This window comes from Bacteroides uniformis (assembly GCF_025147485.1).
Classification (GTDB): domain Bacteria; phylum Bacteroidota; class Bacteroidia; order Bacteroidales; family Bacteroidaceae; genus Bacteroides; species Bacteroides uniformis.
In genome coordinates this window covers 2,273,033-2,287,974 of sequence record NZ_CP102263.1, presented here as the reverse complement: position 1 = coordinate 2,287,974, position 14,942 = coordinate 2,273,033, and the positions used below count along the sequence as shown (strand labels likewise).

Annotated in this window: 12 protein-coding genes; 7 read left to right on the top strand and 5 right to left on the bottom strand. The window is 46.3% G+C overall.

The features are described 5' to 3' along the window. Nucleotides 1–17: 17 nt before the first annotated feature. The 4 genes from NQ510_RS08785 (at nt 18) to serS (ending at nt 4,282) form a co-directional block, all read left to right on the top strand. Complete coding sequence (locus tag NQ510_RS08785) at nt 18–2,030, top strand: HAD-IA family hydrolase (RefSeq protein WP_005828889.1); 2,013 nt, start codon at nt 18–20, stop codon at nt 2,028–2,030. A 226-nt stretch (nt 2,031–2,256) separates the two neighbouring features. Next, nucleotides 2,257–2,574, top strand: coding sequence for a 50S ribosomal protein L21 (rplU, locus tag NQ510_RS08780; RefSeq protein WP_005828892.1), 318 nt, complete (start codon nt 2,257–2,259; stop codon nt 2,572–2,574). Between the two features lie 22 nt (nt 2,575–2,596). Further along, on the top strand, nt 2,597–2,866 hold the full coding sequence (gene rpmA / locus NQ510_RS08775; protein WP_005828893.1) for a 50S ribosomal protein L27: 270 nt from the start codon (nt 2,597–2,599) through the stop codon (nt 2,864–2,866). 141 nt (nt 2,867–3,007) lie between these two features. After that, nucleotides 3,008–4,282 (top strand): serine--tRNA ligase, encoded by a 1,275-nt coding sequence (gene serS / locus NQ510_RS08770; protein ID WP_005828896.1) that lies wholly within the window; start codon nt 3,008–3,010, stop codon nt 4,280–4,282. A gap of 147 nt (nt 4,283–4,429) precedes the next feature. On the opposite strand, the gene NQ510_RS08765 is transcribed toward serS, so the two are convergent. Genes NQ510_RS08765 through NQ510_RS08755 form a run of 3 tightly spaced genes read right to left on the bottom strand, consistent with a single transcriptional unit; the run spans nt 4,430 to nt 8,287 of the window. Beyond that, nucleotides 4,430–5,131: a LytR/AlgR family response regulator transcription factor gene (locus NQ510_RS08765; protein WP_005828898.1), complete on the bottom strand. Its 702-nt coding sequence runs from the start codon at nt 5,129–5,131 to the stop codon at nt 4,430–4,432. A gap of 1 nt (nt 5,132) precedes the next feature. Continuing rightward, complete coding sequence (locus tag NQ510_RS08760; RefSeq protein WP_005828900.1) at nt 5,133–6,146, bottom strand: sensor histidine kinase; 1,014 nt, start codon at nt 6,144–6,146, stop codon at nt 5,133–5,135. Nucleotides 6,147–6,151: 5 nt separating this feature from the next. Beyond that, on the bottom strand, nt 6,152–8,287 hold the full coding sequence (locus NQ510_RS08755; RefSeq protein WP_074668495.1) for a TonB-dependent receptor domain-containing protein: 2,136 nt from the start codon (nt 8,285–8,287) through the stop codon (nt 6,152–6,154). 196 nt (nt 8,288–8,483) lie between these two features. Between NQ510_RS08755 and NQ510_RS08750 the strand changes: the two genes are divergently transcribed. Beyond that, complete coding sequence (locus NQ510_RS08750) at nt 8,484–10,790, top strand: bifunctional dihydroorotate dehydrogenase B NAD binding subunit/NADPH-dependent glutamate synthase (protein ID WP_005823564.1); 2,307 nt, start codon at nt 8,484–8,486, stop codon at nt 10,788–10,790. 107 nt (nt 10,791–10,897) lie between these two features. Further along, the gene (locus NQ510_RS08745; RefSeq protein ID WP_005823566.1) at nt 10,898–12,544 is read left to right on the top strand and encodes a S41 family peptidase; all 1,647 of its coding nucleotides are present in this window, start codon (nt 10,898–10,900) and stop codon (nt 12,542–12,544) included. A 64-nt stretch (nt 12,545–12,608) separates the two neighbouring features. On the opposite strand, the gene panD is transcribed toward NQ510_RS08745, so the two are convergent. Continuing rightward, nucleotides 12,609–12,962, bottom strand: coding sequence for an aspartate 1-decarboxylase (gene panD, locus NQ510_RS08740; protein ID WP_005823568.1), 354 nt, complete (start codon nt 12,960–12,962; stop codon nt 12,609–12,611). Between the two features lie 32 nt (nt 12,963–12,994). Continuing rightward, complete coding sequence (panC, locus tag NQ510_RS08735) at nt 12,995–13,852, bottom strand: pantoate--beta-alanine ligase (protein WP_005823570.1); 858 nt, start codon at nt 13,850–13,852, stop codon at nt 12,995–12,997. A 246-nt stretch (nt 13,853–14,098) separates the two neighbouring features. On the opposite strand from panC, the gene NQ510_RS08730 reads away from it, so the two are divergent. Continuing rightward, nucleotides 14,099–14,923, top strand: coding sequence for a glycogen/starch synthase (locus NQ510_RS08730; protein WP_005823572.1), 825 nt, complete (start codon nt 14,099–14,101; stop codon nt 14,921–14,923). The last annotated feature ends 19 nt before the right edge of the window (nt 14,924–14,942 follow it).

The following is a 14,942-nucleotide window of genomic DNA, read 5'->3' as shown; positions in this document are numbered from 1 at the left end:
TGTCACAAAAAGTCACAATGAATTACACGACCTATCTTTTCGACTTTGATTATACGCTTGCTGATTCTTCCCGCGGAATCGTCACTTGTTTCCGCAACGTACTGACCCGTCACGGATATACAGAGGTGACGGATGACGACATCAAACGTACTATCGGCAAGACTCTGGAAGACTCTTTTTCCATCCTCACCGGCGTGACAGATGCCGGACAACTGGCAGGATTCAAGGCAGAATACCGAAAAGAGGCCGATACGCATATGACTGTCAACACGGTGCTTTTCCTGGAAACCAAGTCCGTACTGACTGCACTGAAGGACTCCGGCGCCCGCATCGGAATCATCTCGACCAAATACCGATTCCGCATCAAGGAACTCCTCGACCAGCATTTTCCTGAAGATTTTATGGACATCATCGTGGGTGGTGAAGACGTGAAAGCCGCCAAGCCATCTCCCGAAGGGCTACTCCTTGCCATTAAGCGGCTACATGTCAGCAAAGCCGAGACCCTCTATATAGGCGACAGCACGGTAGATGCGGAAACAGCCCAAGCGGCCGGAGTAGACTTTGCTGGAGTCACCCACGGAGTAACCACTGCCAAAGAATTGGAGAAGTACCCACACCGGAAAATAATGAACACCTTGGAAGAACTGCTGGCAGTTCAGGAGGAGTATCCTTCCATATTCAAGATTGAAAATCCCATCCGGCCGGAAAACGCGCATGCCACTTCTCCCCGGAAACAGAAAAGGATAAGCGTCTGGCAAATCCTCCTTCTAGTGACACTCTTCTGGCTGGCTATTGAAGAGCTGGACATGACCGACGACAGCAACTTCTTCCCGGTTGTTTTCATACTGACATTGTGGGGTATCCTCCAAAAAAGAAGGATACTACCCAACAAAGCAAAAACTTTCATCGACTCATGGTGGCACCCCTGCGCAGTACGCTTACGCGCATTTCACATCAAGCTGATACAAGGGAGAAAAACTCCTCCCGCTGGCAACGAAACCTGCACCTGCCTGAATTGTGGCACCACCTATACCGGCAACTACTGTAACCGTTGCGGACAAAGCCGTAACACTCCACGCTATCGGTTGAGCAACGCGCTTAAAAACATTGCCGGAGGCTTCTTCAATATAGATAATGGCTTTGGACGTACCCTTCTGGAACTCCTCTACCGTCCGGGATACATGATTAGAGACTTCATCGGCGGTAAGCGTGTAGAGTATTTTCGCCCGTTCCAGACACTCTTCATTCTTGCAGCCCTTTATATCATGGCTGTACAACTGGTAGACCCGGAAGCTCTGAGCAAAAAAGAAAAGACGGAAAAGACAGAGCAGACAGACAAAGAAGAAATCATTGCCGCTAAAGAGAAGCTTACCAAAAAGATGGAGAAAACCTATAGCAAAGAGGAAAAGCGAGCCCTCGCCATCACTATAAAAAGCCTGGAGAAAAGCTTGAACAAACTGGAAGAGAAGAACGACTCCACTTCTGCCACACAGGTATCCGAACAGAACAGCGATGATGGCGACCTCATCGATGAATTTGTAAACGACACCTCGGAAGTGGGAGACAGACTGGAAAAAGTCTTCCAGAACTCTCCTTTCCTAATGAAAGTATGGAATCTGATGAAGAGCTGGGGACACGGAAACAAGGCATTCCGCATCATTGCCACACTGCCTTTGTTTGCACTTGCCACCCAACTTGCCTTCCGACGCCGGAAATATAAGTTAAACTACAATACCACGGAGCATGTGTTCATACAAGCCTACATAGCTTGCCAGATACTCCTGCTGAGCATCATCGTGCTGCCTTTCAACGGGTACGCAAAGGTAGACGATTTGTATGAGCTGCCTTTATGGCTTATTTTCGTCCTATTCTGTTGGGATTACAAACAATTGTACCGCTGCACCTGGTGGAGAAGCTTTTGGCGCACTATCCTCATGCTGACTTACAGTCTTGTGCTACTCGTCATATTCGCGTGTCTTGTAATGGCGCTGATGCTGGCCGGTATCTATGTTCTGAAATTCATTTTGTAACAGAAACCATCCCTACACGGACTGTTTCTCCTTGATGAAACAGTTTTTCTCCAATAATCTAAAAGTACAATCTGCATTAAAAGAACAAAAAAGCAAAAGAACATTTGTCTATTTAGAATAAAAAGAGTACTTTTGTGCCCGATTATTCCGCACCGGGTTCGACCAAGTGCTTTCTAAGTGATTAGAGACCACCCGACGGAGCTAACTTATACATTATATATAAGAAATGTACGCAATTGTAGAAATCAACGGTCAGCAATTCAAAGCAGAAGCTGGCAAAAAGCTGTTTGTACACCACATCCAGAATGCAGAAAACGGTGCAACAGTAGAGTTTGACAAGGTTCTTTTGGTAGACAAAGACGGCAACATCACCGTAGGTGCTCCCACAGTAGAGGGTGCAAAGGTTGTTTGCCAGGTCGTATCAAACATGGTAAAAGGCGATAAAGTTCTTGTTTTCCACAAGAAAAGAAGAAAAGGTTATCGTAAGTTGAACGGTCACCGTCAACAATTCACAGAGTTAACAATTACAGAAGTAGTAGCTTAATCAATTAAAACAGTAAGAAGAAATGGCACATAAAAAAGGTGTCGGTAGTTCTAAGAACGGCCGCGAATCACAGAGCAAGAGATTAGGCGTTAAGATATTTGGTGGCGAAGCTTGCAAAGCAGGTAACATCATCGTTCGTCAAAGAGGTACTGAATTCCACCCGGGTAATAACATCGGTATGGGAAAAGACCACACTCTTTTCGCTTTAGTAGACGGAACTGTACAATTCAAAGTGGGCAAGGAAGACAGACGTTCAGTTTCTGTTATCCCTGCAGAAAATGCAGAAGCATAAGTTTCCGAACAAGAAATAAGGAAAAGGGATGCAATCCGAATAGGTTGCATCCCTTTCTTTTATGTCAAAAGCAACACTTTATTTGTTTTTTCCATATCTTTGCACTCACAAAACCGAATAACATAAAAACAAGTATAAGATATGCTTACCATCAAACAAATTACAGAAAACACCGACGCGGTTCTCCGCGGACTGGAAAAGAAGCACTTCAAGAATGCAAAAGAAACCATTGCACAAGTGCTGGACTTCAATGACAAAAGAAAAGCCAATCAAACCATCCTAGATAAAAACCTGGCAGAAGCCAACTCACTCTCCAAATCCATCGGACAACTGATGAAGGAGGGCAAGAAAGAAGAAGCAGAAGCCGCCAAAAGCCGCGTGGCCGAGCTGAAAGAAGTCAACAAGGACTTGCAAGCCAATATGGACCAGGCTGCCAACGATTTGCAGACTTTGCTTTATACCATCCCCAACGTTCCCTACGACAGCGTGCCTGAAGGCGTAGGTGCCGACGACAATGTAGTAGAGAAAATAGGTGGTATGGAAACCGAGCTGCCCAAAGACGCCCTGCCCCACTGGGAACTGGCCAAGAAATATGACTTGATAGACTTTGACCTGGGTGTCAAGATTACCGGTGCCGGCTTCCCCGTATACAAAGGCAAAGGCGCACAACTGCAACGCGCACTCATCAACTTCTTCCTGGACGAAGCACGCAAATCCGGCTATACGGAAATAATGCCGCCCACAGTGGTGAACGCCGCTTCCGGCTACGGCACGGGACAGCTGCCTGACAAGGAAGGGCAAATGTATCATTGCGAAGTGGACGACCTCTACTTGATTCCTACCGCCGAAGTCCCCGTAACCAACATCTACCGTGATGTGATTCTGGACGAAAAGCAGTTGCCCATCAAGAACTGTGCATACACACAATGTTTCCGCCGTGAAGCCGGTTCATACGGGAAAGACGTACGTGGCTTGAACCGCCTGCACGAATTCTCCAAAGTGGAACTGGTACGCATCGACAAACCGGAACACAGCAAACAATCCCACCAGGAGATGTTGGACCACGTGGAAGGTTTGCTTCAAAAGCTGGAACTCCCCTACCGCATCCTGCGCCTTTGCGGTGGCGATATGAGCTTCACGGCTGCCCTCTGTTTTGACTTTGAGGTGTATTCCGAAGCACAGAAACGCTGGCTGGAAGTAAGTTCCGTCTCTAATTTTGACACTTATCAAGCCAACCGTCTGAAATGCCGCTACCGTACGGCAGAAAAGAAAACAGAGCTTTGCCATACGCTGAACGGTTCCGCACTCGCTCTGCCACGCATTGTTGCCGCCTTGCTGGAAAACAACCAGACTCCAGAAGGAATCCGCATACCAAAGGCATTGGTTCCGTATACGGGATTTGAAATAATAGACTAAGGCCATAATAGTCACGTGCAGCAATACGCCTTTGACACTTTCTTTCGGGCACGAATTACATGAATTTCACAGTTGCGGTTAGCAAAAAACGTGAAATCCATGTAATTCGTGCCCGGAGTTTTATCATGACAAGCTTCTCCTGCGCAACTACAAAGTATTCTTCAAAATACGTGCAAACACCTCCTCGCGGAAATTACGTGCCACCGGAACAGTATGCCTCCCAACTATAATCCGATTGCCATCTATCATCTCAATCTTTTCCAAATTTATCAGATATGATTTATGGACTTGCTGAAATACTCCACCAGGAAGAGCCTCTATCATACGCTTCATGGTAGAACGTACAAGCAGCTTTGTGCTTTCCGTATAAATACAGACGTAATTTTCCAGCCCCTCCACCACCAGAATATCCTTAAACAACACCTTATGCATCTGACGGTCTGAACGGACAAATATAAAATTATTAGCTTCATCCGGCCATTTCTCCTGCTGCAAAAGACCATGTACTTTATTCACCGCTTTCAGGAACCGGTCAAACGAAATCGGTTTCAACAGATAGTCCGTAACATCAAGTTCATAACCTTTCAATGCATACTGCTCATAAGCGGAAGTGATAATCACATGAGGCGGATGGGCAAGAGATGCCAAGAGTTCAAGCCCCGAAAGATAAGGCATTTCAATATCCAGAAACAACAAGTCCGGCTGCTCAGTCTGCAAAAGAGTGTTCAACTGCATAGTATCTTCACATACACCCATTAAAGAAAGGAAATCCACCTTTTCCACATAGCGTTGCAATCCTTCACATGCAGTAGGCTCGTCATCGGTTATTACACATTTTACCTGTTTCATCCTATAATTCTATCACAAGTTTTACTCTAAACAAAGTATCTCCTCTATTTATGTCCAGCGTATGACGCTCCGGATATAGCAGCTCCAGCCTGCGCCTCAGATTTTCTATGCCGATTCCATGTTTTCCTTTCTGGTGCACTAATGGTTCCGGTATAGAATTTTCAATACTAAAACACAACTTGCCTTCTTTCAGACACATATCCATAGCTATAAAATAGTTCCCTCCCACATATTTGAAAGCATTCTCCACCAACGGTACAAACAACAATGGATAAATCTCAACCTGCGCCTCCATTTCATCGAAATGCACCTGCAACTGCAGCCGCTTCGTAGCACGAAGTTTACATAGGCTGATGTATTGTTTCAGATATTCCACTTCCACACGGACTTGCACTTTCTCCCCATCATTGTATAATTGGTAACGAAGCAAATCGGACAATTGCTCAAGAGTATGCCGCGGAGCCTCATTATTCTCATCTATCTGAAAATAAACCGTATTGAGTACATTAAAAAGAAAGTGTGGATGATATTGCGCTTTAAGGAATTTCAGTTCTGTCTGGAGCTGGTCATTTTTTATCTTCTCCAACTGCAGGCGTTGAGCTTCATTTTCCTTCTGTATCATCTGATTACGCAAGAATATATAAAAGAAGCCGCCAAGCAACATACTGACTATGGCCGGAACAGGCACATCGTATAAATCAAGACTTACCCCCATCAAAAAGCGGATGACCCACATCGTCAGAAGACACCAGACGGGAACCGTCAGGACAACTACCCCGTATTCCTGCCACCATACCAACTTCCGCTTCCGGCACAAACGAAGCCAATACTTCAATAGAAAAAAGATAGGATAAGACATGAAGAGTACCACAAGCATATCCTTCAGCATGAAATTCCACTCATTACTTTCCCAATAGTATTCATGTTTCGGAATATCATTCGCCACACGAATACACAGAAAAAGAATCACGGCAAATAATGCCGGCACCAGCCACTTGTTCCACAGTCTGCCCATAACAGTTACAAATTTACTCTTTTTGTTTCATCTATTTCTTTTTTCCTTCTGCTTTCTTTTGTCTCGCTGCCTTTTTGAAAACGCCAGGCGAAAGCAATACCCAGCACACGTTTGTTGTGCCGTTCGTCAACAAACGCCTGCACACCGGGAGATTGAATATCTACTTTTTGATAATTGGTGTTGAATACATCCTTGGCAAACAAGGTAACGGTGCATCTGTTACGGAACATCTTCTTTTGGATGCCGACATTCACTTCCAGCGCCGGATGTACTGTGGCTTGTCCGTAGGCCATTCGTCCATTATAATTTGCCGAAAGTTCGGCCGACCATACGGAAGTGAAAGCAAACTGGTTCATGCAGCCGAATATCGGGGTAAACATACGGTTTTTCATTTTCTGCCCTTGCTCCGTCCAACCATAATTATTATAAATACCGATAGCGGTCAGATTCACCTTCCAAAAAGAAACAGGTGAGAGGTTGGCGGCATGTACACGCATACCCGTCTGTACATAGGAAGACAGATTCTGGGGCATTACATAGATACGCCGCCCCTCCTGTTCGCGATAGCTCTTCATGATAGCATCATCTGTATGCGAGAAAAAGAGCACTGTCTGAAACCAGTCACGATACACATACCCCAACTCTATATTATCAGAGAAAGAAGGATGCAGCTTCGTATTTCCCCCTTCATGGGTATAGTCATCAAATATATAGGTAAAAGGATTCAAATCACCATAATTGGGGCGGGTAATACGCCTGCCATACGAAAGCTGAAACAGATGTTCCGAAGTCAAACCGTATTGCAAAGCAATAGTAGGAAACAATTGGAAGTAATTCGTTGTAAACGAAGAGTCTTTCTGTTGTGTATTTCCTCCAAAATCCCCGTGTACATGGGTATGTTCCAACCTTAGACCCGCTGAGATTTTCAAGCGGTCTTTCTCATAGCCGACTTGTAGATAAGAGGCATTGATATTCTCATCATATACGAATCGGGAACCAAGTGCCCCATCCGGCAGCCAGCCGGAAACCGACGGACGCATATAACCTGCCGTATTGTCTATCGTAACAAATGAGGTTTTGACTCCGGCCTGTAACTTCCAAACCTCACTCAATGGATAAACCGCATCTATCTGTCCGACATATAAGTCGGTATTTCCCTTCATATCCCCTTTCAATGTATCGGGCTTAAAACTATCCATCAACTGGTTTCCAACACGGTAGTAATGGAAATAATCAAAAGAAGCGCTGAGTTCTCCCCCTTCTCTTTTCAGCTTGTGCACCATACTGGTTCCGGCAGAAACATTATTCCGGTTTTGCTCCGCATGGCTGTAAGTATTTCCCGCAACTCCGGTTTCTCGGATTTCCGTAAACATGCCTGCATTTTCCCTTTGCCGGGAAAAGTTTCCACCCAATGAGACTCCCCAAACTGTCCGCTCATTGAGATAATAATCACATCCGGTACGAAAATAGTGCGAATAATTCCTACGCTTCCGGTAAGAGTCCTGCATCATCCTTCCTCCATCCCGTTCGAACGTACGGTCGATAAACAAGTCTATGACATCCTTCCCCTGATAATACGAATAGTTCAAATAAAGATTGAACTTATTCTCCCGGATATTCATGGAGGCACCTCCATAACCGCTACCCGTCCGTCCAAGACTGCCATTGCCGTTCAAGGCCAGATTCACACCGCGCAGTCTGATTTTTCTTGTACGGATATCAATCAACCCGGAGCTTCCCGCCGCATCGTGGCGTGCGGAAGGCTGGGTTATCAAGTCTATCTTATCAGCATTAGTTGCAGGAGTAGATTTCAACAGACTCATCAATTCATCTCCCGAAAGATAAGTAGGCTTGCCATCCATCAGAATCGTCGCACCGCTTTGTCCGTTCAGCAAGATATTACCATTGGAATCTATCACGACTCCCGGCAGGGAAGCAAGAACATCATAAAGACTTCCCGTACTTTGAGTGACTGACGCATCCATCCGGTAACTTGTTTTACCGGCAGATATTTCTACCAACGGGAGTTTAGCAGTTACCATAATTTCTTCCAAACGCTGGTCGGCAATCGTATCCTGCTGCGACCAAACCACCAAAGGCATACTCAATAAAATTGCCCCTAAAAAAACATTTCGATACATACTCTTCCTCATTTTTTATTTCAAAAGTAGGCAGGCTGTAGAAAGTGAACAAATTATAGTGACAAAGGAATGTTATCCAGTGACAACATGCAGTTTTACCCTATTCTTCTTTTGATATTACCAAATAACCCCTATCTTTGCAAAATCTATCAATCTGACAGTAATTGCGTAATTACACCAACAAAATTATTAGATAATGAATAAAATCATTAGCAAAGAACACTTTTCTGAAAAGGTCTTTAAGTTAGTCATTGAAGCACCATTGATTGCCAAATCACGTAAGGCAGGGCACTTTGTCATTGTACGTGTGGGCGAAAAAGGCGAACGTATGCCGCTTACCATTGCGGAAGCCGACCCGGTAAAGGGAACCATCACACTGGTGGTTCAGGAAGTCGGGCTCTCCTCTACCCGTCTTTGCGAACTGAACGAAGGCGATTACATTACGGATGTTGTCGGCCCGTTGGGACAAGCCACGCACATTGACAACTTCGGTACTGTGGTCTGTGCGGGAGGTGGTGTAGGCGTAGCTCCCATGCTCCCTATCGTGCAAGCGCTAAAAGCTGCCGGTAACCGCGTCATCACCGTGCTGGCTGGACGCACCAAGGAACTCATTATCCTTGAAAAGGAGATGCGCGAAAGCTCCGACGAAGTCATCATCATGACCGATGACGGCTCTTACGGACGCAAAGGACTGGTGACGGAAGGCGTGGAGGAAGTCATCAAGCGCGAGAAGGTAGACAAATGTTTCTGTATCGGCCCCGCCATCATGATGAAATTTGTTTGTTTGCTGACAAAGAAATACGAAATCCCCACGGATGTATCCCTGAATACGATTATGGTAGATGGTACCGGCATGTGTGGAGCTTGCCGAATCACCATCGGAGGAAAGACCAAATTCGTATGCGTGGATGGTCCTGAGTTTGATGGGCACCAAGTGGACTTCGACGAAATGCTGAAACGCATGGGTGCCTTCAAGAGCATCGAACGCGAAGAGATGCACAAACTGGAAGAACCTCAGACCTGCCAAGCCACCCATGAGAACGTGCAGGAAGCGGACGAGAAAAGCCGCAATGCCGCCTGGCGCCAAGAACTACGCAAGTCCATGAAAGCCAAAGAGCGTACCGCCATTCCACGTGTAGAGATGAACGAACTCGATGCGGAATATCGTTCGCACAGCCGCAAGGAGGAAGTCAATCAAGGCTTGACGGAAGAGCAGGCACTGACCGAAGCCAAGCGTTGCCTGGACTGTGCTAATCCGGGCTGCACGGAAGGCTGTCCCGTAGGTATCGACATCCCCCGCTTCATCAAGAACATTGAGCGCGGAGAATTCCTCGAAGCGGCCAAGACACTGAAAGAAACCAGTGCACTGCCTGCCGTCTGCGGTCGCGTCTGTCCGCAGGAAAAGCAGTGTGAATCCAAATGTATACACCTGAAGATGAACGAGAAGCCGGTAGCTATCGGTTATCTGGAACGCTTTGCCGCCGATTACGAACGGGAGAGCGGGCAAATCTCCGTACCGGAAATCAAGGAAAAGAACGGCATCAAAGTTGCCGTCATCGGTTCGGGTCCCGCCGGTCTGTCGTTTGCCGGAGATATGGCAAAGTATGGCTATGACGTTACCGTTTTCGAAGCACTGCATGAGATTGGCGGTGTATTGAAATACGGCATTCCGGAGTTCCGCCTGCCCAACAAAGTGGTGGATGTGGAGATTGACAACCTTGCCAAAATGGGAGTGGAATTCGTCAAGGACTGCATTATCGGTAAGACGCTCAGCGTGGAACAACTGGAAGAGGAAGGATTCAAGGGCATATTCGTAGCTTCCGGAGCAGGACTGCCCAACTTTATGAATATCCCCGGCGAGAACTCCATCAATATCCTCTCGTCCAATGAATACCTGACCCGTGTCAATCTGATGGATGCCGCCAGTGAAGACTCCGATACTCCGGTTCCTTTCGGCAAATGCGTAGCCGTGATAGGTGGTGGAAATACAGCTATGGACTCCGTACGTACCGCACGCCGTCTCGGTGCAGAGCGTGCCATGATTATCTACCGTCGTTCGGAAGAAGAAATGCCGGCACGTATCGAGGAGGTGAAACATGCCAAGGAAGAAGGTGTAGAATTCCTGACCCTCCACAACCCAATCGAATACATTGCCGACGAACAAGGAAAAGTAAAACAAGTGGTGCTTCAGAAAATGGAATTGGGTGAACCGGATGCCAGCGGACGCCGCAGTCCCGTACCCATCCCCGGAGCCACAGAAACCATCGACATCGACCTTGCCATCGTCAGCGTAGGTGTATCTCCCAACCCGATTGTCCCAAGCTCCATCAAGGGATTGGAATTAGGCCGGAAGGGAACGATTGCCGTCAATGATAACATGCAGTCGTCCATCCCGACCATCTTTGCCGGAGGCGACATTGTCCGCGGAGGTGCCACCGTAATCCTTGCCATGGGAGACGGACGAAAGGCAGCAGCAGCGATGAACGAGCAGCTAAAAAAATAAGAATCTGTCATGAAAGGTGGAGACATACGAACTCCACCTTTTTTATTCTACTACAACCTCTCCCTCTACTTGCCCCTTCTAGCATACAATTTAAATATTTCAAGAATATGAAACGTATTTATCTATCCCTCCTTCTCTGTTTGGCTTACCTATTGGCAAGCGCCCAAGAGCCCCTAAACGGGGATTCCCTTGCCTCAGACTTTCGGTATCTGGTAAAAGAACTGGCAGCAACCCATCCCGACCCTTACAGCGGCTTCGGAGGAAAAGTATTCTTCTACGAACAAGCTTTCCATCTGGAGAACGAGTTACGCCGGACTCCCGGTACGAAACAGACCTTTTTTGACAAGGTAAGCATTTTCCTATCCAATCTGCAAGACGGACATACCTACCTTTTACCTCCCACAGCCAATCAACAAGCAAATCAGCGTTACCTGGCACTGGAAGTACGCACCATCCCCGACGGCATTATACTTCAAGGAATCCCTGAAACGTACAAAGACTTGTTAGGTAGCCGTATCACAACCATCAACGGAGATTCTTTAGAAGAGGTACTGGCCCGCACTGCCGCTATCCAAGCCAGTGAAAACCTATATGACCGTTATGCCAATCTATGCAGGTCCATGCCTACGGAACATTTCTTGAGACAGCTTTTCCCTGAAATGAAAGACAACCTTCACCTCTCACTTCTTACTCCCGACGGCAAATCAAGAGGATTAACCCTTCCCTTATTGTCAAGGCAGGAAGTGCAAAACACACCCATGCAACACAATAACAGTTGGAAAGCTTATACAGACAAACAACTGGCCTATCAGTTCATAGACAACGACAAGCAAATAATGCTCATCAATATCAACAGTATCATGGCACGGGATAATTTTGAGTATATGCAAAAACAAGGGCTGAAAGATTTATACCGGCAAATAGGATTCTATTATCGGGATATCCTGAAACAAGATATGCCCGCCGATACCCTGCAAGCCATTCGGCAACTCCCGTCCCTTTCCGAAGTTTTCGCCCATATGCTGAAAGAGATGAAGAAGGAAGCCTCCTCCACCCTCATCATAGATTTGCGCAACAATAGCGGCGGCTGGACTCCAATTGTCCTACCCACACTTTACCAACTGTTCGGCGACCACTTCCTGCAAACGGATATGGATATAGAATTCTATCGTATCATCTCTCCCCTCTACATGCAAAAACTACAGACAAACTTACAGGATTTCAACCAAGCATACGGAACAGACTATGCCTACGGTGACTACACTTTTAGTACGGACGAAGCAGACACCACAAACATAGAACAGCGACGGACCGACTTCATCGAGAACTGCATGTCCAGTGTGCCGGAAGAACTGAGAAAGCAACAAGGAAAGGCGCTCTATACTCCGGAACACATTTACGTCATTACCAACGAACGTACCTTCAGTGCAGCTTTCCACTACACTTTCTATCTGTGGAAAATGGGTGCTACCCTTGTAGGAATACCCAGCGGACAAGCCCCCAATACCTACATGGAACAAACCTTATTCCGGCTACCCTATACCGGTATGCAAGGCTCTATCTCCAACTCCATACAAATATGCTTTCCGGGCAAAGACCGGTGTGCCCACACACTTTATCCAGACTTGATACCCACCTATCAAGATTACCAAAGATATAATTTTGATGTCCAAACTGAGATTCTGTATTTACTCGACAAGATTAAATCGGCTCCTCATTCTCATACGAACCCTGCGGAGAAGAATCAGAAGTAAAAACAAAGCCCCGTTTACAGATAAATTGCAAGCGGGGCTTTATTTCCATATTTCAATAAAGAGACTACTTCACCACCTTGTTCGTTGCCGGGTCGGGGAAAATCACCGTCGGCTTGAACGACTTGGCTTCTTCAAAGTCCATCAGCGCGTAGGACATGATAATAACGATGTCATCAGGTTGCACCTTACGGGCTGCCGCACCGTTCAGGCAAATTTTGCCAGAGCCACGCTCGCCCTTAATAATGTAGGTTTCAAAACGTTCACCGTTATTATTGTCGGCTATATACACCTTCTCGCCGGCAATCATGTTGGCGGCATCCATCAAATCTTCATCAATCGTAATGCTTCCCATATAGTTCAGGTTCGCTTCCGTGACGCGGGCACAATGGATTTTCGACTTCAACACTTCAATCATCATATCTTTATAAATTACGAATTACTAATTATAAATTACAAGGCAGCAGGCTCTTTGTACTTGATATTGTCAATCAGACGGACTTCCCCACAGAATACTGTGATGCAACCCACAGCATAAGAAGTTTCCTCCCAATCGGTAATCTTCTGTAAGGTATTGCCATCCACCAGCTCAAAGTATTCCAAACGCAATCCGGGGGCGGCTGCGATGGTGTCTTCCACAAACTTCTGTGTCTCAGCTACCGTATGTGAGGCTCCAAAGGTACGACTTTCAAATAAAGTCTGCGAAATTCTCAGTGCATTTTTGCGTTCTTCGGCAGATAAACGGGCATTGCGGCTGCTCAGAGCCAACCCGTCTTCCTCACGGACAATGGGACAGCCTACAATTTCCAAAGGATACTTCATCTGGCGGACCATCTCGCGAATAATTGCCAGCTGCTGGAAATCTTTCTCGCCGAAGTAGGCACGATCCGGCTGCACAGCATCAAACAGTTTGCTCACAATCTGGCAAACACCATTAAAATGTCCCGGACGGAATGCCCCTTCCATCACTGTGTCCAGCGGCGCATAGCTGAAACGGCGGGTATCCGGTTCCGGATACATCTCCTCCACCGAAGGAGCAAAGACAAATGCCGCTCCACACTCCTCCAGCAAACGGCAATCAGCCTCCGGTGTACGGGGATATTTCACTAAATCATTCTTGTCATTAAACTGGGTCGGATTTACAAAAACGCTTACTACGGCAGCGTCATTTTCTGCCACACAACGTTTCACCAATGAGGCATGACCGGCATGCAAGGCACCCATCGTAGGTACCAGACCTACCTTCTTTCCTTGGGCTCTCAAAGCCGAAAGTCCGGCCTGCAAGTCCTTGATAGTATGTACTATTTCCATTTTAATTGGTTATATAATAACTTGGTTGTTCGCAAAAGCGGTGCAAAATAAACCATTATTTAGCATATAAAGAAGAAATATCGCAAATTAATGCAAAACTCAGTACACTTTCCGGCAATTCCAGAAGCAGCTGTTTCGCTGAATAACAAGCAGTTAACAATTCATAAGGAATTATAGACGGGCTCCGTTTGCTTTATTGCCCGATTTTTTTTATATCTTTGCAGAATAATTGAGAACATTGTTATTATGACAAAGGCGAACAAGGTTTTATTTATAACCCAAGAAATTACCCCTTACGTTTCAGAATCCGAAATGTCCCTCGTAGGCAGAAACCTACCTCAGGCTATTCAAGAAAAAGGCAGAGAAATCAGAACGTTTATGCCCAAATGGGGAAATATCAACGAACGCAGAAACCAGCTGCATGAGGTGATACGACTCTCCGGCATGAACCTCATCATTGACGATACCGATCACCCGCTCATCATCAAGGTTGCCTCTATCCAGTCTGCACGTATGCAAGTATACTTCATCGACAACGATGACTACTTCCAGAACCGCTTGCAGGTAACAGACGAAAATGGTGAAGAGTATGAAGACAATGATGCCCGTGCCATCTTCTATGCCCGTGGCGTACTGGAAACGGTGAAGAAACTGCGTTGGTGTCCCGACATCATCCACTGCCACGGCTGGATGACCGCTTTAGCGCCTCTGTACATCAAGAAAGCCTATAAAGACGAACCTTCCTTCAGAGATGCCAAAGTCATATTTTCCCTTTATGAAGATGACTTCAAACAACCTTTCCACGCAGACTTCTCTAACAAGCTATTGTTGAAAGGCATCGCCAAGAAAGATATTGCAGGATTGAAGGAACCCATTGACTACACAGCACTTTGCAAACTGGCTGCTGACTTCTCCGACGGCATTATCCAGCAAAGCGAACACGTCAATGAGGAAGTACTGAACTATGCCCGCGAATCCGGAAAACCGGTATTGGAATATCAATCTCCCGAGAACTTTGCTGAAGCCTGCAATGACTTCTACGACAAGGTATGGGAAACAGAACAAAAATAAAATCGATTTAGACAGTTAA